Annotated in this window: 19 protein-coding genes and 1 pseudogene; 7 read left to right on the top strand and 13 right to left on the bottom strand. The window is 70.8% G+C overall.

Translation table 11 applies throughout. The features are described 5' to 3' along the window. Positions 1 to 24 precede the first annotated feature (24 nt). Entirely contained in the window at positions 25 to 1,731 is a 1,707-nt protein-coding gene (locus V7793_RS16795; RefSeq protein WP_336007267.1) for an HtaA domain-containing protein, read from the top strand. Positions 1,732 to 2,264: 533 nt separating this feature from the next. Here V7793_RS16795 and V7793_RS16790 read toward each other — a convergent pair. Then, positions 2,265 to 3,911, bottom strand: coding sequence for a transposase (locus V7793_RS16790; protein ID WP_336007265.1), 1,647 nt, complete (start codon positions 3,909 to 3,911; stop codon positions 2,265 to 2,267). Beyond that, positions 3,904 to 4,482, bottom strand: coding sequence for an IS607 family transposase (locus tag V7793_RS16785; RefSeq protein ID WP_336007263.1), 579 nt, complete (start codon positions 4,480 to 4,482; stop codon positions 3,904 to 3,906). Before V7793_RS16785 ends, V7793_RS16790 begins: the two co-directional genes overlap by 8 nt. Positions 4,483 to 4,600: 118 nt before the next feature. On the opposite strand from V7793_RS16785, the pseudogene V7793_RS16780 reads away from it, so the two are divergent. Both V7793_RS16780 and V7793_RS16775 read left to right on the top strand, forming a co-directional pair. Continuing rightward, a pseudogene (locus V7793_RS16780) lies at positions 4,601 to 5,236 on the top strand (transposase family protein); the annotation flags it as partial. An 887-nt stretch (positions 5,237 to 6,123) separates the two neighbouring features. After that, positions 6,124 to 6,246 (top strand): hypothetical protein, encoded by a 123-nt coding sequence (locus V7793_RS16775; protein ID WP_336007260.1) that lies wholly within the window; start codon positions 6,124 to 6,126, stop codon positions 6,244 to 6,246. Between the two features lie 30 nt (positions 6,247 to 6,276). On the opposite strand, the gene V7793_RS16770 is transcribed toward V7793_RS16775, so the two are convergent. Continuing rightward, the gene (locus tag V7793_RS16770; protein ID WP_336007258.1) at positions 6,277 to 6,939 is read right to left on the bottom strand and encodes a biliverdin-producing heme oxygenase; all 663 of its coding nucleotides are present in this window, start codon (positions 6,937 to 6,939) and stop codon (positions 6,277 to 6,279) included. A 135-nt stretch (positions 6,940 to 7,074) separates the two neighbouring features. Further along, complete coding sequence (gene map, locus V7793_RS16765) at positions 7,075 to 7,932, bottom strand: type I methionyl aminopeptidase (protein WP_336007255.1); 858 nt, start codon at positions 7,930 to 7,932, stop codon at positions 7,075 to 7,077. A gap of 68 nt (positions 7,933 to 8,000) precedes the next feature. Between map and V7793_RS16760 the strand changes: the two genes are divergently transcribed. After that, a complete protein-coding gene (locus V7793_RS16760; RefSeq protein WP_336007253.1) occupies positions 8,001 to 8,243 on the top strand; it encodes a hypothetical protein in 243 nt (80 codons plus the stop codon). Positions 8,244 to 8,292: 49 nt separating this feature from the next. Here V7793_RS16760 and V7793_RS16755 read toward each other — a convergent pair whose 3' ends face one another. Continuing rightward, positions 8,293 to 9,624, bottom strand: a complete 1,332-nt coding sequence (locus V7793_RS16755; RefSeq protein WP_336007251.1) for an MFS transporter — start codon at positions 9,622 to 9,624, stop codon at positions 8,293 to 8,295. 93 nt (positions 9,625 to 9,717) lie between these two features. Continuing rightward, complete coding sequence (locus tag V7793_RS16750) at positions 9,718 to 10,368, bottom strand: hypothetical protein (RefSeq protein WP_336007247.1); 651 nt, start codon at positions 10,366 to 10,368, stop codon at positions 9,718 to 9,720. Positions 10,369 to 11,177: 809 nt separating this feature from the next. Here V7793_RS16750 and V7793_RS16745 point away from each other — a divergent pair. Next, positions 11,178 to 11,609 (top strand): helix-turn-helix domain-containing protein, encoded by a 432-nt coding sequence (locus tag V7793_RS16745; protein ID WP_443057925.1) that lies wholly within the window; start codon positions 11,178 to 11,180, stop codon positions 11,607 to 11,609. Positions 11,610 to 11,729: 120 nt separating this feature from the next. On the opposite strand, the gene V7793_RS16740 is transcribed toward V7793_RS16745, so the two are convergent. The 4 genes from V7793_RS16740 to V7793_RS16725 form a co-directional block, all read right to left on the bottom strand. Continuing rightward, a complete protein-coding gene (locus V7793_RS16740; protein WP_336007245.1) occupies positions 11,730 to 12,338 on the bottom strand; it encodes a ClpP family protease in 609 nt (202 codons plus the stop codon). 4 nt (positions 12,339 to 12,342) lie between these two features. Beyond that, on the bottom strand, positions 12,343 to 12,978 hold the full coding sequence (locus tag V7793_RS16735; protein ID WP_336007242.1) for a ClpP family protease: 636 nt from the start codon (positions 12,976 to 12,978) through the stop codon (positions 12,343 to 12,345). Positions 12,979 to 13,145: 167 nt separating this feature from the next. Further along, positions 13,146 to 14,384 carry an MFS transporter gene (locus V7793_RS16730; RefSeq protein ID WP_336007239.1) on the bottom strand — a complete coding sequence of 413 codons (1,239 nt, stop codon included), beginning with the start codon at positions 14,382 to 14,384 and terminating at the stop codon, positions 13,146 to 13,148. An 80-nt stretch (positions 14,385 to 14,464) separates the two neighbouring features. Next, positions 14,465 to 15,088, bottom strand: coding sequence for a DUF2867 domain-containing protein (locus tag V7793_RS16725; RefSeq protein ID WP_336007237.1), 624 nt, complete (start codon positions 15,086 to 15,088; stop codon positions 14,465 to 14,467). 100 nt (positions 15,089 to 15,188) lie between these two features. Between V7793_RS16725 and V7793_RS16720 the strand changes: the two genes are divergently transcribed. After that, entirely contained in the window at positions 15,189 to 15,749 is a 561-nt protein-coding gene (locus V7793_RS16720) for a TetR/AcrR family transcriptional regulator (protein WP_336007235.1), read from the top strand. Between the two features lie 73 nt (positions 15,750 to 15,822). On the opposite strand, the gene V7793_RS16715 is transcribed toward V7793_RS16720, so the two are convergent. From V7793_RS16715 to V7793_RS16705, 3 genes are all read right to left on the bottom strand, one after another. Further along, positions 15,823 to 16,758, bottom strand: coding sequence for an endonuclease/exonuclease/phosphatase family protein (locus V7793_RS16715; protein WP_372504824.1), 936 nt, complete (start codon positions 16,756 to 16,758; stop codon positions 15,823 to 15,825). A gap of 336 nt (positions 16,759 to 17,094) precedes the next feature. Beyond that, a complete protein-coding gene (locus V7793_RS16710; protein ID WP_336007232.1) occupies positions 17,095 to 17,703 on the bottom strand; it encodes a TetR/AcrR family transcriptional regulator C-terminal ligand-binding domain-containing protein in 609 nt (202 codons plus the stop codon). Further along, complete coding sequence (locus tag V7793_RS16705; protein WP_336007230.1) at positions 17,700 to 19,331, bottom strand: MFS transporter; 1,632 nt, start codon at positions 19,329 to 19,331, stop codon at positions 17,700 to 17,702. Before V7793_RS16705 ends, V7793_RS16710 begins: the two co-directional genes overlap by 4 nt. A 184-nt stretch (positions 19,332 to 19,515) precedes the next feature. Here V7793_RS16705 and V7793_RS16700 point away from each other — a divergent pair. Beyond that, the coding region (locus V7793_RS16700; protein ID WP_336007228.1) for a 3-methyl-2-oxobutanoate hydroxymethyltransferase at positions 19,516 to 19,826 on the top strand (311 nt) is incomplete at its 3' end.

Below are 19,826 nucleotides of genomic sequence, written 5' to 3'. Positions count from 1 at the left end.
CCTACCCATAGGAGACAACCGACCATGACAGTCCCTGCACGCCGCCGCTCTCTCGCCCTCGCGGCCGCCGTCGCCACGGCCGCCGCCCTGGGCGCCACCGCGCTGACCATCCCGGCGGCCCATGCGGCGGACGGCCCGCCCGCCAAGTCCGGGCTCAAGGACGGCACGCTGGAGTGGGGGTTCAAGGAATCGTTCCGCCAGTACATCGAGACCGGTTTCGGTGACGGCAAGATCGAGGTGACCGACGGGACGCAGCGCACCGGCGGCGGTCCCTTCACCTTCGTCGACGGCCAGGGCTCGTACGACTCCTCCTCGCAGGCGGTCAGCACCACGTTCAAGGGCGGCGTGCACTTCCTCGGGCATGCCAAGGAGGGCAAGTATGAACTGGACCTCAAGTTCACCGACCTGAAGCTGGCGTCGTCCGACGGCAAGAGCGGGAGCATCACCGCCGATGTGACGGCGGCGGACGGAAAGACCCAGAACGACCTCCCGATCGCGGCGCTCAACATGGAGAAGGCGAAGAAGAGCGAGGCGGGCGGTGTGCTCACCCTCGCCGAGATACCCGCGACGCTGACCGCGGAGGGCTCCAAGGTCTTCTCGTACAAGGGGCGCGCCTTCTACAAGACGGGTACCGCCATCGACTCCGCGAAGATCGTGGCGAAGACGGTCGCCCAGGTGCCGAACCCGCCTGCGGGCGGCGACACGTCGGGTGGCGCGTCCAACGGGACGACCGGCGGCGCGTCGGCCGGCACGTCCGGCAACCCTTCGGGTGGGAACACGGGCGGCGCCACCACTGGTACGTCTGCGGGCAGCACCTCCACCGGCACGACCGGGGGCTCCTCGACCGGCACGAGCACCGGCACGACCGGGGACACCACCGGCACCGGGACCCAGAAGCCCAAGGGCGAGCTCTACGACGGCAACCTCGACTGGGGCCTGCGGAAGTCCTTCCGGGACTACGTCACCGACGGTCCCGCCGGGGGGAAGATCGAGGTCACCAGCCCCGCGACGAAGACCGGCGCCGCATTCCGCTTCCCCAAGGGCGAGGGGAAGTTCGACGAAGCCGGCTCCACGCTGAAGGCGGCCTTCAAGGGGCAGGTCCGGTTTACCGGCCACGAGGGCCAGCTGGACCTCACGTTCGGCAAGTTCGAGCTGGAGGCCTCCGGCAAGACCGGCAAGCTCTCCGCGGAGGTCGTCTCCAAGGCGGACGGCGCGAAGCCCAGGACCGTGCAGCTCGCCGATCTGACCCTCACCGACGGCGTGCCGAAGGCCAAGGACGGCGTGGTGCACCTGCAGGGCGTCGGCGCGAAGCTGACCGAAGCGGGCGCCAGTGTGTTCTCGTACAAGGGCAGGAACTTCTACAAGGCAGGCGCCGACCTCGACCCGGTGACGGCCGCCGTCGCCGTCGAGGCGAACGCCAAGCTCCCCGAGCCGCCCGCGGGCACCGGCACCGGTTCCGGCTCGCAGGGCAGCGGCAGCGGCAGCAGCGGCTCGTCCGCCGGCTCCACCGGCGGTTCCACCACCGGCGGCGCCGGCACGACCGGCGGCGGTTCCACCACCGGCGGTGGTTCCACCGGTGGGAGCCTCAACACCGCCTCCCTCGCCAGCACCGGTGCCAGCACCCCCACCGCCCCCCTCCTCGGCGCCGCAGGCGCCCTCGTGCTCGCGGGCGGCGGTGCCGTCTTCGCCGCCCGCCGGCGCGGTCGCGGACGCGGCGCGGCGCAGGTCTGATCCCCGGCGCCCCACATACCGGCGCCCCCTGCCTCCACAGGCCCCGGCAGAGGGCGCCGTCGCCGATGGCCAACCGTGACCGAACTGCCGTCTTGTGGCACCGTGTTGCGGTGCACGCGGGCCTGGCGAGCGTCGCCCGCTCCGCTACCGCCCTCGCCGAGGCGCTCCGTTCGGTGTGCGGCATGGCGGACGACCGCGGCGACCGCGTCGCCCTGATCACCGACCCGGCCGGGCAGCTGTATCTCGCCACCTTGGCCAGTACGTCGGCGCACTGCACCGCGCACGCCGTCCCGTACGCCGAGATCAGAAATCTGCTCGGCACGTCCTCCGCCCGCCCCGGAGGGCGAGGAGTACACGCTTTTCACCGGCGAACTCCTGCGCCTGCTGCGGGAGGGCAACGCGGGCGGCCCGAAGTGGTCCACGCTCTCCGACCTCTACCGCCAGCTGGACCGCCGCCTTCAGGGCGCGCCCGCCCGGCCCCACTCCGGCAGCGTCGGCCGGATCGGCGACCTGGTCGTCGCCCCCAACCGTTCCTAATCAGTGAGCAGGAGTGAGCCTTGGACCCACTGCCCGGCACTGCGCGCATCCCGACCGGTTTTGGATGTGCTGGTCGCCCGCTTGCCTTGTTTTGTCCCCGTGCGGGCGTGTGGCTCCTGGCCACGGTCCGCGACGGGGCGGCGGGTTTCCTCACGCCCAGGAGCACGCGGGCCGGCCTGGACGGTCCGATGCCCGCATCCATCGCTCTGGTGGGTGCGGGGCGGTGCTGTCCGTCGCCGGATCGGGTGCCCTTGGGCGCGTCGTCCAATCGCGATGCTTGCCGCATCGTGACGGGTGGTTGTGCGGTTCTTGCTGGTCAGCGGGCGCCGCCAGTGCTGCGCGCCCCACTTGGAGGTGTACGCCGGGTCCACGCCGATGACCGCAATGCCGGTTGCGTCAGCCATGGAGGTGAGGCGGGTACGGAGCTTGCCGGTGGGCATGCCGGAGATGAGCTGCCGGAATCGGCGCTTGCGTCCGTGCTTCTCCCGTGTCTTCTCGGCCTGGAAGTCCAGGTCCTCGACCGCGATGGCCTTCACCCCGCAGGTCTTGGTCCAGTTCAGCAGCTGGGACAGGGCATGCCGGACCTGGGCGTCACGATGGTCGGCGGAACCGCTGAGGTCGTAGGAGAAGCGGCGGGGCTGCCCGATCGGGTTGCCGTGGACATCGAGCCGCCACGCGGCCAAGTGGTCGGCGTTGGTGTCCACACCGATCACACCACCAGCGAGGGCGGACTCGATCGGGATCGTCTTCGTGACCGGGCAGGACCAGGACGCAGTGAGGTACCAGCGCCCTCGTTCCGCGTCCAGGTGGATACGGTAGGCCACGGCCCGGTTGGCTTCCACCCGGTCGGCCCACTCGGCGCCCCGGTGCGGGAAACGCACCTTCGAGGCCAGCACGTATCGGCCATGACGGGCGTTGGCGTGCTCGGCGAGCGGGGCCGGGAGCTTGATCGACACTTCGCCCTCGGGCGTGATGCGGATCGTCTCGTTCCCGAATCGCTTGCCGGACTCGCCATCGGCCTGGACAAACCAGCGTTCCGCTTCCCACCGCTCACGCCACTGCGCCTCGGTTGACTCGGCGGCCTGGAGATGGTGACGGGTGCTCAGCAAGCGCTTCCCGCCCCGCACGACATGCACGACGCCGGCCTCACGGTCATGGCGAACCTGGTTAAGCCGGTCCTCAAGAACATGCAGACGACGCGCCTTGTGGAACCACTCGTGTGCGGTGCGGTAGCCGCCGGGAGCCCCCTTGGTGCCCTTCTCCCCGACCGGGAGGGACAGCCGGTGCGCGATCATACGGATACCGGCCTCAAGGGACCCGACGTGGGCGAGCTGCCCGCGCCGGGCCAGCGCCCACTGATCATGCGTGCGCTTCGTGATGCTGCCTGCCCACCGTGACGACGAGAGGGCCGTCAGGTCCCGCTTACGTGCCGCCCACGTGTCCGTGGAGTGCTCCAGCCCATCCGCGCAGCGTGCTTTGAGATCGCGGGAGGCCAGCGCCCCCAAGTGTGCTCCGATCAGGCGCAGTACCTTCTCATCCTCGGGAGCGAGGCGCTTGAGCCGGTCGCGTATCGCCACGCCGGACGGGCCGGCAGCAACGAAAGCAGGGGCGATGACGCGGAGTTGCTTCTTCGACTCAGTCATCGGCCGCTGCCGCTTCCAGCGCCTTCTTCGCCCGGCCCTTGGCCGACCGGTGGCCGTACAAGCGAGCGCAGAACGAGGTCAGTATCCCGGCCATGTCCCGCACGAGATCGTCATCGGCCTCGCCGTCGTCCAGAACGACCAGACGACGCCCGGTCGCAGACAGCGCGGCTTCGACGAGCTCCACGTTCATCCGGCCGAGCCGGCCCTTGTGCTCCACCACCACGACCGTCACGTCCGGATCGGCCAACAGCCGCTTGGCCTTCACGCGGCTGCCGTTCATCCCGGAAGCAATCTCGGACTCAATCCGCACCACCCGGTGACCGGCCCCGGCCGCCCACTCGGACAAACGGGCAACCTGCCGTTCCAGATCCGACTTCTGGTCATGCGACGACACGCGGGCATACAGGCCCAGACCACCGATGACCTCGGGCGTGGTGTTCACCCCGACGTTCACCAAGATCGTGCGTGGCCCTACCCGCCGAGCCGGCACCGGCAATGTCCCCTCACGGAACCAGCGATATGCGGTCTGCGGATGCACGCCCTGCATCTTCGCCCACTCCGTCAGATTCACACCCTGACAACGACACTCACTCATACATGGTTACGCTCACTTACCCGACTTCGAAGGCCAGCAGGTGAAGACCCCTGCTACGCGCCCGCTGCCGGGCCCGGCTCGGCCCGCCTATGCTCTTAGGTTCGGAGAGGCCGACAAGGTGTGTCGGGGGCCTGCCGCTGAAGACCGGGTGCTGGTGGTTGCGGCGTACTGGTGCACGAGCCTGCCCCTGCGCCAGCTCGCCCCGCGGTTCGCGTCTCGAAGTCTGCGGCGGGCCGCATCATCGACCACCTGGGGCCGTCGCTTGCGCTCCAGCCGAGGAAGCGGTTCCGCAAGAACACCTTCCTCATCGTGGACGGCACTGCTCGTGCCCCCTGTGACCACACAATCGCCGAGCAGCCCAAGAATTACCGGAACTCCACCAAGCACCAGTCGTCGACGTCGACACCCGGCTCGTCGCCGTGGTCGGTCGGCCGCTGCCGGCAACCGCTACGACAGTAGGGCATGGGAGGAGTTCGGCGCCAGGGACGCGGTCGGAACACGACCACGATCGCGGACGGCGGCTACCGGGGCACCCGGCCTTGCCATCCCGTACTACCGCCGCACAGGAGAGAGTGAACTGCCCGCCTCGAAGGAGGAGCACAACCACTCCCACGAGCAGGTCCGCGACCGTGTCGAGCACGGCTTCGCCCGCATGAAAGGCTGGAAGATCCTCCGCGACTGCCGCCTCAAAGGCGATGGAGTGATCACGTCATGCTCGGGCATCGCGCGCCCATACACCTCACTCTCGCCGGGTAGGCGAGCCGCCCCCCGGGGACAGGGGTGTCACGTCCACCACGACTCAGAGATCATTCATGAACAACTCTTAAATGGCGCTTTTGGGGTGCCTGTATGGCCGGAAGTTGCTCTTGTTCGAAGGTTTTTTAGGTAGTTATTCTAGGTCGCCGAAAACGAAAGGAGACCTCCGTGTTTCTTCGCAAAACAGCGGTTTCGTCGTCGCTCCTTGCGCTCGGAGCTTCACTGGTGTTTGGTCTTCCGTCTGTGGCGAGTGCCGCAGCTAGCAGCAGGGACTGTGGTTATGCCTCTTATGAGGCAGAGAAATTCATCCAGGGAATACAATACAATTTGGGCGACGGTTCGACTAGCTCGCTTAGGGACGCGCTGGAGAAGTATATATATGGCGGGTGGGACGGTGATAGTTCCAGGGACCCGGAGATAAAGGCCGAGGCACGCCGTATTTTAGGGGATCTGAACGAGCTGTGCGGGTGATTTCTAAGCCTCGTTCCCGTTAGTGGCTTGGCATCGGTTTGCGGTCCGACGTCTCGTAGGAGTTGGACCGCAAGTCCAGTTTTCGGTGAGGTTTCTATCAGAGGGTGAAGCCCATCGATACGGTCGGGTTCAATGAGGCGCGCCGTATGGAGGTCGGGATTCTCGGGGCGCGCTGAGGCTGGCAGGAAATCTTTCCGGCGCCTTGTCGTGGCACGGTAGAATCTATCCAGGCTGGATCTTGTTGATGTGGTGTCGTGTTTGGCTGCGGTAGAGCGCGACATTGTGGGTGGTAGGCCACTTGCCCCAGAGGTATTTTCTTGCGTTGGCAGCTTTGTTCCGCATTCATTGGAATGACTGGTCTTCACGAGGATCCTGGGCAAGGCCGACGTTTTGCTGGGCTTCGATATGGACGGCATCTACGCGGAGCTTTGCCGGGCCAACCCGTCGAGCGTCCCCCGGGAGGAGTGGAAGAACCTCTTCTCGGACGTGGCCTACCAGCGCTCCTGCGACTGACCCGGCTCCTGCGACCGACGCGCCCCCGCGTCACGCGCTCAGCGGAAACTCCCGCCCCAGTGCCTGGAAGACCGCCGTGTTCAGCGCGAACGCGCGCTTGCACTCGTCGATCACGCGCTGCTTCTCCAGGTCGTCCACGGGCAGGGCGTCCAGCAGCTCGCGGTACTCGCGCTTGAAGGCGGCCGGGTTGGTTATGGCCTCGAAGACGTAGAAGCGGACGCCGTCTCCCTTGCGGGCGAAGCCCCAGGTCTTCTCGGCGGTGCCGCGGATGATCTGGCCGCCGGAGAGGTCGCCCAGGTAGCGCGTGTAGTGGTGGGCGACGTAGCCCGCGGGCCAGTCGCGGGCGCACTCCTCGATGCGGGCCGCGTACTGCGCGGTCGCGGGGAGGGGCTGCAGGCCGCTGCGCCAGTCCGGGCCGCCCAGGTGGGCCAGGTCGCGCTCGAGCTCGGCGGCGCGGGCCAGCTCGGGGCGGATGAAGGGGCCGGCGACGGGGTCGTCCGCGAGGCCCGGGGAGGCCGCCTCCAGGGCGCGGTAGACGAACCAGAGCTGCTCGGTGTAGCGGCGGTAGGCGTCGACGCCGAGGCGGCCGCCGAGCATGTCGCTCATGAACGACGAGTTCTCCGCTTCCGTGTGCTGCTCGTGCGAGGCCGTGCGGATGAGCGTGGAGAACGGCGTGGTGGCGGGCGCGTCCAAGGCGGACCTCCGGGTGACCGAGGGGACGGGCGTGGCGTCAGGAAGCCATTCTCACTACTTAGGCTTACCTAAGTCAATGACTTCCCGACGTCCCGTCGGTAAAGACGTTAGCGCCCGGACGGCCGCCGCGCAGGGTTACGGGAGGGTGAGGATCTCCGCACCCGTGTCCGTCACCACCAGCGTGTGCTCGAACTGCGCCGTCCGCTTCCGGTCCTTGGTGACGACCGTCCAGCCGTCCTCCCACATGTCGTACTCGTACGTCCCGAGCGTCAGCATCGGCTCGATCGTGAACGTCATGCCGGGCTGGATCAGGGTGTCGTGGTGCGGGCTGTCGTAGTGGGGGACGATCAGGCCGGAGTGGAACGAGGAATTGATGCCGTGGCCCGTGAAGTCGCGGACGACGCCGTAGCCGAAGCGCTTGGCGTACGACTCGATCACCCGGCCGATGATGTTGATCCGGCGCCCCGGCTTGACCGCCTTGATGGCGCGGTTGAGCGCCTCGCGCGTCCGCTCGACCAGCAGGCGCGACTCCTCGTCCACGTCGCCGCACAGGTAGGTGGCGTTGTTGTCGCCGTGCACGCCGCCGATGAACGCCGTCACGTCGAGGTTCACGATGTCGCCGTCGCGCAGGACGGTCGAGTCGGGGATGCCGTGGCAGATGACCTCGTTGACGGAGGCGCACAGCGACTTCGGGAAGCCGCGGTAACCGAGCGTCGAGGGGTACGCGCCGTGGTCGCACATGTACTCGTGCGCGACGCGGTCCAGCTCGTCCGTGGTCACGCCCGGGGCGATCAGCTTGGCCGCCTCCTCCATCGCCTGCGCGGCGATGCGGCCCGCGACGCGCATCCGCTCGATCGTCCCCTCGTCCTGGATCTCCGGGCCGGAATACGGGGCCGGGGCGTCCTTCCCGACGTACTCGGGCCGCCGGATGGAGGCGGGGACGGGGCGGGTGGGGGACAGGGTCCCCGGGGTGAGAAGCGACTGGCCAGACATGTCAGCGAGTGTAGCCAGGGCACATCGGGGACCATGTGGGCGAGACGACGGATGTGAGGGAGGTCCCGATGCCACTGTTCAAGAAGCGCCCGGACGGCAAGCCCGGCGAGTGGTACTACTGCCTGAAGCACGGCACGGTCGAGGAGGGCCCGGAGTGCCGCGCCGCCGACCGGCTGGGCCCGTACGGGACCCGCGAGGAGGCGTCGCACGCGATGGAGACGGCGCGCGAGCGGAACGAGGAATGGCGGCAGGACCCGCGCTGGAACGACGACGTCGACGGCGCCGGGGGCGGCACCGCCAAGGGCGAGTGAGCGAGCCGGCCCCGGGCGCCACAGGCTCCCGGGGCCGGCACCGCGGCCCCTACGCGGCTTCCGCCACCGCCTCCGCCGCCTTCTGCTTCCGCATCCGCACCGCGTGCTCGTCCGTCCGCTGGTCGTAGGCCATGAGCTTCGGCAGCGACAGCGCCAGCAGGCCCACGGACGCCACGCACGCCAGACCGCCCGCCCACACGGACGCGCGGACGCCCGTCAGGGACGCCATGCCGCCCGCCCGCACCTGGCCCAGCTGCGGGCCCACCGAGTACGAGAGCAGCTCTATGCCGGCCAGGCGGCCCCGCAGCTCGTCCGGGATCGTCTGGTCCCAGATCGCCGAACGGAACAGGCCGCTCACCATGTCGCAGCCGCCCGCCACGGCCAGGAACAGCAGCACCAGCCACACGTTCCCCAGCCAGCCCGCCACGGCCATCGCCGCGCCCCAGCCCAGGGCCGCGTAGACCACCATCCGGCCGTGCCGGTGCACCCGCGACGCCCAGCCGCTGGTCAGGCTCACCGCCAGCGAGCCCACCGCGCCCGCCGCGTACATCAGGCCCAGCGCCCACGGCGCGTCCAGGTCGTCCGCCAGGAACGGGAAGATCGCGGTCGGGAAGGCGAACAGCATCGCCGCCATGTCGATCGCGTACGTGCCGAGCAGGTCCTTGCGGTTCCACGCGTAGCGCGCGCCCTCCAGGATCCCGCGCAGCGACGGCTTCTCCGCCTCGTGCGCGGCGGGGGAGGGGGCCAGCCCGAGCAGCAGCAGCGCCGAGACCGCGTACGAGACGACGTCCAGCGCGTACGCCCACTGCAGGCCCGCATAGGCGATGATCACACCGGCCAGCGACGGGCCGGCGATGGCGCCGACCTGCCAGCGGATCGAGTTCAGCGCAACGGCCGCCGGCAGCTGCTCGTGCGCGACGATGCGCGGCACGATCGCCTGCATCGCCGGCCGCTGGAGCCCGCTCAGCGCGCTCACCAGACCCGCCACCACGTACAGCGGCCAGATCATCGGGTGCGGCAGGAGGGTGTTGAGCAGCAGCATCGCGGAGAGGACGCCGAGCCCGGCCTCCGTCCACAGGATCAGCTTCCGCCGGTCGAGCGCGTCGGCGAGCGCCCCGCCGTACAACCCGAACACCACCAGCGGAACCAGCTCCACCGCCCCGACCGCCCCGACCGCGAGCGCGGAACCGGTCAGCTCCTTGAGCTGCAGGGGCACCGCGATGAAGGTCAGGCACGTACCGAAGACCGTGACCAGACCCGCCACCCACATGCGGCGGAAGTCACGGGAGGCACGCCACGGCGTCAGATCGGGCAGCAGGGCGCGGAGCCGTCCGGAGGAGGCGTCGGAGGCGGGGGAGGGGGGAGGGTCTTGCGCAGTCACGGGAGACCATGCTCCATAAGCGGAAGATCGGGAGCAAACGCTTTTCCGAATGCAAGCCTCCGCTTCGGCCTCCCGCCCGGCTGCTCCCCGGGCCTACCAGCGCGGTGGCGGAGGCGCCGTCAGCTGGTCCGCCAGCCGCGCCAGCCGGTCACGGAACCGCCGCCGCCCGCCGCGCGGCGCCGGCAGCCCGTTCTCCCCGGCCGCCGCGCTGACCAGATGCTGCACCGTGTCCAGATCGAGCTCCGTCGTCGTCGAGACGCACGACGCGGGCGGCGCCGGCGGCGCGGGAACAGCCAGCCGGTCGTGCGCAAGCGCCGACATCTCCGAGCCCGCGTCCTCCGGAGCCCCGTCCAGCGACAGCACGGTCGCCCCGCCCCGGCGGGCGTCGTGCACCCGCTCCAGCAACCCCTCACCCGGCTCGTCCGCCGTCACCACCAGCAACGTCTCACCCCGGCGCGCCGCCTCCAACCGCCCGAGCCCGACCGACAGATGCGCCGGCACCCCCGCCGGAACCCGGTGCCGCACGAGCGTCGGCGACAACTCCGGCAACCCCGACCAGGCCGCCTCGTCATCCAGATGCGCCGCCAAGTGCCACGGCTCGTACGCCTCGGTCCCCACCAGCAGCAACCCGCCGTGCCGCCGCGCCACCGACGCGCGCAGCGCCCCGGCGAACCGGCGCGTGTCCTGCAACCACTCGGTTCCGGCCAGCACTTCCCGCAGGAGTGCGACCCGTACAGCGTCCATACGTCTGGATTTTCCGCGGGCGCGGTGGCGAACGGGGGAGTTACGGGGTTTCTCACCCTTATGGGCAGGGCGGCCCGTTCACTCACACGTGCGATACGGGTTCGAACCCTGCGGGTTGAGTTCCGTGGGTTGGGTGCGGGTCAGAGCAGGCTGGCAGCAAGGGGAGAGGTGGGGGGGCTCGGGTTCGGAGCGGCGGTTGTGCGGCCGGTGGGCGGTTGGCCGCCGTACTCCTGCCGCGGTGTGGTTGGGCGCTTCGCTCGGCTCGCCACCATCGTGGTTGCTCGTCCGGCTGCGGGATGCGTGTGGGCGCGGACATCAACCGGCGTGTGCTGTGGGGCGGCGGATAAGTGGCCCGGGATGGCGGCAGGGCGTCTCGGCAGCCTCACCAGGCCGCCTCCGTCACAGTAGCCACCACTCAGGGGCAGTTGCCCGCCCGGCCGCGACGGTGGCGCGCTGAGCGAAGCGCCCACGACGGCAGGAACCACATCGCGGCAGCAGCCAGCTCCCCCTCAGCCACAGACGGACGGACCGGTCTCCTCACGCAGCCGCATCCGCGACGGTGCGAGTACGGCGGCCAGCCTCCCACCCACCGCACAGCCAACACACCGAACCCAAGCCCCCCACCCCTCCTCCTGCTGCCAGCCTGTTCTCACCCGCACCCAACCCACGGAACTCAGCCACCCCCCCAGCCCACGGCCGCCAAGACCACCCGCCTCGCACGCCGTTGGTGCACCCACCGCGGCGCGGTTTCGCGGGCGGCAGAATGCTCAACCCGTTCCGGACGGCCCTCGCCCTTCTACGCTGGAGAGGTGAGCAGCCACGCCTCGAAGTCCGCGCCCGCGCCCGCGTCCGCGCCCGCCGCCCCGGTCATCCCCCTGCGCCCCGCGCCTGCCGCCCGTCCCAGCGAGCCTCTCTGGCGGAACGTCGTGGGGGACGTTCTGCGGCGTGAGCGGCTTGCTCAGAAGCGGACGCTCAAGGACGTTGCGGACGCCGGGCGGATCTCGATGCCGTATCTGTCCGAGGTGGAGCGCGGGCGCAAGGAGGCCTCTTCCGAGGTGCTCGCGGCCGCCGCCAAGGCGCTCGGGCTCAGTCTGGCCGAGCTGCTCGCCCTGGTGCAGGCGGAGCTCATCCGCCTGGCGAGCCGTACGCAGGTCCGGTCCGTCCAGCCCGTCCGGCCGGTCAGCCAGGCGGCGGCGCCGCATTCGGCCTCGCGGCAGAACGAAGTGCGCCTCGCGGCCTGACCGCCGGTCCCACTGCCGGCCTGACCGCCGGTCCTCACCGTCGGGGCGGCCCGACTGCCGCCCCGGCAGCAAGGCGGCCGCCCACCCCCGTAGCGCGGCCGCTCACTCCCGTCACGTCCCTCAGGCGGCAGCCGCGAACGCCCTGCGGCTGAGGACCGCGTCGGCGAGGCCGTACGCCACGGCCTCGTGCGCGGTGAAGACCTTGTCGCGGTCCATGTCGGTGCGCAGGGACGCGACGTCGTGGCCCGTGTGACGGGACAGGACCTCTTCGACCTCGCTGCGGATGCGGAGCATCTCCTTGGCCTGGAGGGTGAGGTCGGAGACGGTGCCCTGCTGGCCGCGGCTCGCCGGTTGTCCCAGCAGGATCCGGGCGTGTTCGAGGACGAAGCGCCGTCCGGGGTCGCCGCCGGCCAGCAGGACAGCCGCGGTCGAGGCGGCCTGGCCGACGCAGAACGTCGAGATCGGGGCGCGGACGAAGGTCATCGTGTCGTAGATGGCCATGAGGGAAGTGAAGGATCCGCCCGGGGAGTTGATGTAGAGGGCGATCTCGGTGTCCGGGCTGGACGATTCGAGGTGGAGCAGCTGGGCGATGACGACGTTGGCGACGCCGTCGTCGATCTCCGTGCCGAGGAAGATGATGCGCTCGGAGAGCAGCCGGCTGAAGACGTCGTAGGCCCGCTCCCCGTTGGGGGTGCGCTCGACCACGGTCGGAATGGTGTACTGGCTCATGTCGTCAGAGTCCGATCCGTCGCTTGGTGCCGGCCGGGCGGACGTCCTCCAGGGACTCCACGACGCGGTCGACCATGCCGTAGTCCTTCGCCTGCTGCGCCGTGAACCACCGGTCGCGGTCGCCGTCGCGGGAGATGGTCTCCTCGGACTGGCCGGTGTGCTCGGCGGTGATGCGCTCGATGGCCTTCTTGGTGAATTCGAGGTTCTCGGCCTGGATGGCGATGTCGGCGGCGGTGCCGCCGATTCCGGCCGACGGCTGGTGCATCATGATCCGCGCGTTCGGCAGGGCGTAGCGCTTGCCCGGCGTCCCGACGGTGAGGAGGAACTGCCCCATGCTGGCGGCGAATCCCATGGCGAGGGTGGAGACGTCGTTGGGGATCAGCCGCATCGTGTCGTAGATCGCCAGCCCGGCCGTCACGGAGCCGCCGGGGCTGTTGATGCAGAGGGCGATGTCCGTGCGGGGGTCCTCGGCGGAGAGGAGGAGCAGCTGGGCGCAGACGCGGTTGGCCGAGGCCTCGTTGACTTCGGTGCCGAGGAAGACGATGCGCTGCATGAGGAGCAGCGAGGCGAGGTGGTCGTCGAAGCGGGTCGGGGACGTTTCCCCGTCGCCGGCGTGCGGGGCGAGGGTGAGCGGTGGCATGGAGCCTCCTTGGGCCGGAGCGTGATGGCGTGGTCCCTCCACTCTCCGGCCGCCGGCACCGCCCCGGCAGCCTTCTCTGCCTCCAGCAGATTCGCCGACGGCAGAGCGGCGGGCCGGGCTCCTCGGCCCGTACCGGCTGCGCCGTACCCTAGCTACGCCGTGCTGCTCTACGCTATCCGCTCTGCCGCCGGAGCCCGGTCCGTGCCGGCGCCGTCGGCGGCATCGCCCGCGTCGCCGCCTGCGACCACGCGTGACGGCTCCGCCCCGTCGCGGTCGAGGGCGCCGGACACCACCGCGCACAGCAGGCCCGCCGCGGCCAGGGCCGCGCCGACCAGGGTGGGGGACGTCCAGCCCCAGCCCGCCGCGATGGCGACGCCGCCGAGCCACGCGCCGCCCGCGTTGGCGAGGTTGAACGCGGAATGGTTGGAGGCGGCGGCGAGCGTGGGGGCGGCCTTGGCCTTGTTCATGATCAGCATCTGGAGGGGGGTGCTGGTCATGGAGCCGGCGGCGCCGAGGAGGACGACCGTCACCAGCGCCGCCCACTTCACGTGCACGGTGAAGTCGAAGACGACGAGGACCGCCGCGAGGCCGGCCAGGGCTCCGTAGAGGGTGGGGCGCAGGGCACGGTCGGTGAGGGGGCCGGCCGCCAGGACACCCAGGGTCATGCCGATGCCGAAGAGCGCCAGTACGAAGGTGACCGAGGTTTCGGAGAAGCCGGTGACCTCCACGGCCATCGCGGACAGGTAGCTGTAGACGGCGAAGACGCCCGCGAAGCCGAAGACCGTGGTCAGCAGGCCCAGCAGCACCTGGCGGCCGCCCAGGGCCCGCAGTTCCTTGCCCAGGCCGGCGCCCTGCTCACGTGGCAGCTCGGGGATCAGCCGGGCGAGCGCGGCCATCGCCGCGAGGCCGATCGCGGCCACCACGAGGAACGTCGCGCGCCACCCCAGGTGCTGGCCCAGGAGGGTGGCCGCGGGGACGCCGATGATGTTGGCGACCGTCAGGCCGAGGAACATCATGGCGACGGCCCGGGCCTGCCGTCCCTCGCCCGCAAGGCGGGCGGCGACCACGGAGCCCACGCCGAAGAACGCGCCGTGCGGCAGCCCGGCCAGGACCCGGCCCGCGATGAGCGTCCCGAAGGAGGGGGCGATCGCGGAGGCCAGGTTCCCGGCCGTGAAGACCGCCATGAGCAGGATCAGCATCCGCTTGCGGGGGATGCGCGAGCCGAGGGCGGTGAGCAGGGGAGCGCCGACGACGACGCCGAGGGCGTAGGCGGAGACCAGGTAGCCGGCGGTGGGGACGGAGGTCCCCAGGTCGTCGGCGACGTTGGGCAGCAGGCCCATCATCACGAACTCGGTCGTCCCTATGCCGAAGGCGGAGACGGCGAGCGCCAGCAGAGCCAGGGGCATGAGGAGGGGGCCTTTCGGACGGGCGTGCGGGGCAAGCCGTCCAGCCTACGGGATGGCCGCGCCGGGCCGGGCCGCGCTCCTCAGGCCCCGCCGCCCCCGGCCGTCGTCTTCTTCCCGCCCGCGCTCCTCTCGCCCGCGCTCGCCTCCCACTCGCGTCCGATCTGCCGGAGCAGCGCCGGGTACACCCCCACGTACCGGAAGACCTTGATGCCCGCCATGTAGACGGTGCCGAGGAGTCCGTTCGGCTTCACCAGGACGGCCATCTGGGCGTGGTGGCCCCCGGCCCCGTCCGGTACCCAGCCGAGGTGCAGCACTCCCCGTACGGTCCGGTTGGACATCTCGGCGGCCCACTCGTCGTGCGTCCGGTAGACGGAGGTGAACTGGCCGAAGTCGGGCCCGCTGGGGCCTTCGCGGAGGTCGGCGGGCAGCCGGTCCCGCAGTCCGGGCTCCCGGTCGCCCACGCCGGTGCCGGACTTGTCCCAGCCGAGCAGGGCCCCGAGCTTCCAGCGGATCGCGAGGAGCGCGCGGCCCACGCGGGAGTCGACGTAGTCCCCGTCTCCGGTCGCGAACTGCTTCACCAGGTGCGCGAAGTCGTCCGGGCCGCCCGGTGTCGGGAGGGCCCAGACGTCCTCGACGCGGAAGTCGGGGGCGATCTCGTGGATGCGCCAGGGGCGGGACGTGTGTGCGGTGACGGGCAGCCTCATGGTCGTTCCCCCATCGATCTATACGATGCCGTATAGATCAAAGGTAGACCCGTCTATACGGTGCCGTATAGACGGGGGTCGCGTGAGGGGAGACACAGTCATGGGCGCCATCCGCACGCCCCGCGAGAAGTGGATCGAGGAGGGGCTGCGCGCGCTCTGCGCCGGCGGCCCGGAGGCCGTCCGGATCGAGTCCCTGGCGCAGGCGCTCGGCGTCAGCAAGGGCGGCTTCTACGGCTACTTCCGCAACCGGGACGCGCTGCTCGCGGAGATGCTCGACACATGGGAGCGCGAGGTCACCGAGGAGGTGGTGGAGCGGGCCGAGAGCGGCGGGGGAGACGCCCGGGCCAAGCTGGAGCGGCTGTTCGCGATCGTGTCGGCCGCCGCCGACCGGCCGGTGACGAGCGTGGAGGCCGAGCTCGCGATCCGCGAGTGGGCCAGGCGCGACGAGGCCGTCGCGGAGCGGCTGCGGCGCGTCGACAACCGGCGCATGGACTACCTGCGCTCGCTGTTCGGCCCGATCTGCGCCGACGAGGACGAGGCCGAGGTCCGCAGCCTGCTCACCTTCTCCTCGCGGATCGGCACCCGCTTCATGGCCGCCGACCACGGCGGGCGCAGCAACGGGGAAGTGATGCGGCTGACCAGGAAGTGGCTCCTGAGGTAGGCAGCCGCTTCCCGGTCGTGCAGGTGCGCAGGTGCAGGGCCCGGCGCAGGTGCGGGCGCAGGGCGCCGGTAGGTCAGATCCTGACCCGCGCCGCCACCGGCAGGTGGTCGCTCTTCGTCGCCGGCAGCGTCCACGCCGAGACCGGGTCCATGCCGCGCACCATGATCTGGTCGATGCGGGCCATCGGGAAGCTCGCCGGCCAGCTGAAGCCGAAGCCGTCGCCCGCGGCGCCCTGGGCGGAGCGCAGCTGGGAGGTGATGGGGGCCAGGGAGCGGTCGTTCATGGTGCCGTTGAGGTCGCCGAGGAGGATGACGCGCTTCTCGGGCTCCTGCGCGATGGCCCGGCCGAGCGCCTCGGCGCTGCGGTCGCGCTGCCCGGCGGTGAAGCCTGCGTTGAACTTGACGCGCACCGACGGCATGTGGGCGACGTAGACGGCGACGGGGCCCTGGGGGGTGCGGACGGTGGCGCGCAGGGCGCGCACCCAGCCGAGCCGGATGTCGACGGGCTGCACCAGCTCCAGGGGGTACTTGCTCCATATGCCGACCGTGCCCTGCACGGAGTGGTGCTTGTACGTGCCCGCCAGCGCCTTCTCGTAGCGCGAGGCGTTGGTGAGCTCCTCCAGGGCCACCACGTCGGCCCCGGAGGCGGCGACGGCCCGGGCCGTGGCGGCGGGGTCGGGGTTCTCGGCGTTGACGTTGTGGGTGGCCACGGTGAAGTTGCCGCCCTTGGCGGTCTTGTCGCTGAGCAGGCCGCCGAAGAGGTTCACCCAGGTGACGACGGGGAGCAGCAGCGCGATCAGCGCGGTCGCCGAGCGGCGCACGATCGCCAGGACGAACAGCACGGGGATGCCCAGGCCGAGCCAGGGCAGGAAGGTCTCGGTCAGGCTGCCGAGGTTGCCGACCCGGTTGGGCAGCTGCGTGTGCAGGAGCATCAGCAGGCCGAGCAGGACCGCGAGGGCGGCGAGGACGAGGCCGCGCCGCCAGACGTCGCGGTCCCGCCACCGGTCCATGAGGCGCCGGGCCCCGGATCCGGTCCCCTCCGGACCGGCTCCGTCTCGGCCCGTCTCCTGCATGTACGCCTGCGCCATCCGTCGTCCTCAACTCTTCATCCGCTGCGGCCCCGCCCACCAGACGATAGGTGATCACCCGGCGAGTGCGGCATGCGCCGCTTCCGCTTCCGACGTGACACCCCTGGAGGGGGTGTCGGTGGGAAGGACGACACCACGGCGGACCGGGGTTCCGGGCAGGGGGCCTGTCGGGGCGCGCTGTGACACAACGGGCATATTCGCCGGGGTCCGGGTCCGTACGGGCGCCGCCGCGTCCCGTACGGCGGGCGCGCCCGGTCGTCAGCGGGGGCGCACGCCCTCCAGGACCGCGTCGACGATCTTCCCGGGGAGGTCCTCCGGCAGCTCCGCCCGCTCGTGGAACATGGCCCGCGACAGCATGGGGCTGACGATGAGGTCGCCCATCAGCTCGACGTCCAGGTCGGAGCGGACCTCACCGGTGGCCATGCCGCGCCGCAGGACGGCGTGGACCGCCTCGCGGCGGGCCGTGACGACCTTGTCGTGGTACTCCTGCCAGAGCCCGGGGTGGGCCTTGATCTGGGCGAGGACCGTGCGCAGGACGGCCGAGGAGCGCTTGGCCAGCCCGCGCCGGCGCAGCGTCTCCAGCAGCGTCACCAGGTCGTCCCGCACGGACTCCCCGGCGAGCTCGGGGGCGGCGTGCTCCAGGGAGCGCATGACGTCGAGCATCAGCGCCTCCTTGCCGGGCCAGCGGCGGTAGACCGTGGCCTTGCCGACACCGGCCTCGCGCGCGATGCGCTCCATCGACAGCTCGCCGAGCGTCACGCCCTCCTCGAGCAGGCGCAGGACGGTCTCGACGACGGCCGTGTCGAGGGCGGCGTTGCGGGGGCGGCCGCGGCGCTCGGCAGCGGCGGCCGTCCGGGGGTGGGTCATGCGCCTGCTCCCGCCTGTTCCTTCTGGCCGTCCGGGCGCGCGGCGCCGGGTGCTTCGCGGACCGCCCCGCGCCTGGGCAGGAAGAGCGCGACGACGGCCGCGCCGGCCAGGGCCGTGGCGCTGGCGCCGATGAGGGTGACGTGCATGGCGTGGACGAAGGCCTCGTGCGCGGGGCCGATGAGCGCCCTGCCCTCCGGGCCGAGCGTCGCGGCGACGCTCAGGGTGGCCTCGACGGACTCTCCCGCCGCGTGCCGCGCCTCGTCCGTCAGGCCGGGGAGGGCGGCGATCCGGCCGGAGATGCCGTCGCGGTAGGTGGTGGACAGGACGGAGCCGAGCACGGCGATGCCGAGCGAGGCGCCGACCTGACGGAAGGTGTTGTTCACGGCGGAGCCCGAGCCGGCCCGCTCGCGCGGCAGCGACTGCATGATCGAGACGGTGGCGGGCGGCATGATGTGCGCCATCGAGGCGCCCTGGAAGAACAGCAGCACCTCCAGCACCCAGACCGGGGTGTCCTGGTCCAGCAGCAGGAAACCGGCCATCGTCGCGGAGACCATCACCATGCCGGCGGTGCACACGATGCGCACGCCGAACTTCTCGACGACGCGGCGGACGCGCACGGCGAAGAACATGTGGGCGGCCGCGAGCGGCAGCATCAGCAGCCCGCTCTGCAGCGGGGAGAAGCCGCGCACGCTCTGGGTGTAGAAGACGGTCATGAACGTCACGCCCATCAGCGCGAAGAAGACCAGCGCGATGGCGGAGACGGCGGCGGCGAAGGCCGGGTTGCGGAACCAGCGCACGTCGAGCGAGGGGTGGTCCGAGCGCCGCTCGTGCAGGACGAAGAGGACCAGGACGAGCAGGCCGGCGCCGGCCGTGCCGAAGACCTCGGGGTCGGTGAAGTCCGCCAGCTGACCGCCCTTGATGATGCCGTAGACCAGCAGGACCAGGCCCACGACCGAGAGCCCCGCGCCGACCGGGTCGAGGCGGCCCGGCCGCGGGTCCCTGGAGTCGGGGACGAGAACGGCCATCGCGATCAGGGCGGTGATCACGATGGGGACGTTGACCAGGAAGACCGAGCCCCACCAGAAGTGCTCCAGGAGGATGCCGCCGGTGATCGGCCCTATGGCCACGGCGAGGCCCACGGCGCCCGCCCAGATGCCGATGGCCTTGGGCTGCTCCTCACGCTCGAAGACGTTCATGATGATCGCGAGGGTCGCGGGCATCACGAACGCGCCGCCGAAGCCCATGAGCGCGCGGAAGGTGATGAGCTCGGTGGGCGAGCCGGAGAAGGCGGAGAGCACGGAGCCGGCGCCGAAGACGACCATGCCGGCGAGCAGGACCTTCTTGCGGCCGAGGCGGTCGCCCAGCAGGCCGGCGGTGAACAGGATCCCGGCGAAGACCAGGGTGTAGGAGTTGACGGCCCATTCCAGCTGGCTCTGGGTGGCGCCCAGGCCGATGGGCGCGGGGGTGGCGATCGTCTTCATCGCCACGTTCAGGATCGAGTTGTCCAGGACGACGATGAGCAGGCTGAACAGCAGGACGGCCAGGATCGCCCAGCGCCTGCGGTGCACCGCCTCCGGGACCTTCCGGGGCGGTGCGGCGCCCGGGGCGCCGGAGGGAGCGGGTGTCATGCCCGCCAGCCTAGATCCTTTCCGATACGAACCCGTTTCGTATTGGAAAACCTTTACCCCGGCCCGACGAACAGGCGTGCGCGGGGGTCCCTTCCCCGCCCCGGGCGCGCGTGTCAGCATGGAGGGGATCCGGGGACGCCGTCTGGGCGCCTCGAGACGACATCAACACAGGAGCACACCAGCCATGACGACGACGCATGCCTCGAACACCCCCGACAGCAGCCGCGACCCCAAGGCGCTGTACGGGGGCAAGGGATCCCGGCGCATCACCGTCCGCGACATCGCCGCCGCCAAGGTGCGCGGCGAGAAGTGGCCCATGCTCACCGCGTACGACGCGATGACCGCCTCCGTCTTCGACGAGGCCGGCATCCCCGTCCTGCTCGTCGGCGACTCGATGGGCAACTGTCACCTCGGCTACGAGTCCACCGTGCCCGTCACCATGGACGAGATAGCCGTCCTCTCCGCCGCCGTGGTCCGCGGCACCAAGCGCGCCCT

Origin of the sequence: Streptomyces sp. KLMMK, assembly GCF_036961605.1 — a bacterium.
Lineage (GTDB): Bacteria > Actinomycetota > Actinomycetes > Streptomycetales > Streptomycetaceae > Streptomyces > Streptomyces telluris.
Note: the sequence above shows the minus strand (reverse complement) of the source record. Positions and strands in the feature narration are given on the sequence as shown.

Coding starts and splice junctions, on each gene's coding strand:
- V7793_RS16795 (WP_336007267.1), top strand. CDS start 25: ATGACAGTCCCTGCACGCCGCCGCTCTCTCGCCCTCGCGGCCGCCGTC.
- V7793_RS16790 (WP_336007265.1), bottom strand. CDS start 3,911: ATGACTGAGTCGAAGAAGCAACTCCGCGTCATCGCCCCTGCTTTCGTT.
- map (WP_336007255.1), bottom strand. CDS start 7,932: ATGTCTGGCCAGTCGCTTCTCACCCCGGGGACCCTGTCCCCCACCCGC.
- V7793_RS16760 (WP_336007253.1), top strand. CDS start 8,001: ATGCCACTGTTCAAGAAGCGCCCGGACGGCAAGCCCGGCGAGTGGTAC.
- V7793_RS16750 (WP_336007247.1), bottom strand. CDS start 10,368: ATGGACGCTGTACGGGTCGCACTCCTGCGGGAAGTGCTGGCCGGAACC.
- V7793_RS16740 (WP_336007245.1), bottom strand. CDS start 12,338: ATGAGCCAGTACACCATTCCGACCGTGGTCGAGCGCACCCCCAACGGG.
- V7793_RS16735 (WP_336007242.1), bottom strand. CDS start 12,978: ATGCCACCGCTCACCCTCGCCCCGCACGCCGGCGACGGGGAAACGTCC.
- V7793_RS16730 (WP_336007239.1), bottom strand. CDS start 14,384: ATGCCCCTGGCTCTGCTGGCGCTCGCCGTCTCCGCCTTCGGCATAGGG.
- V7793_RS16725 (WP_336007237.1), bottom strand. CDS start 15,088: ATGAGGCTGCCCGTCACCGCACACACGTCCCGCCCCTGGCGCATCCAC.
- V7793_RS16720 (WP_336007235.1), top strand. CDS start 15,189: ATGGGCGCCATCCGCACGCCCCGCGAGAAGTGGATCGAGGAGGGGCTG.
- V7793_RS16715 (WP_372504824.1), bottom strand. CDS start 16,758: ATGGACCGGTGGCGGGACCGCGACGTCTGGCGGCGCGGCCTCGTCCTC.
- V7793_RS16710 (WP_336007232.1), bottom strand. CDS start 17,703: ATGACCCACCCCCGGACGGCCGCCGCTGCCGAGCGCCGCGGCCGCCCC.
- V7793_RS16705 (WP_336007230.1), bottom strand. CDS start 19,331: ATGACACCCGCTCCCTCCGGCGCCCCGGGCGCCGCACCGCCCCGGAAG.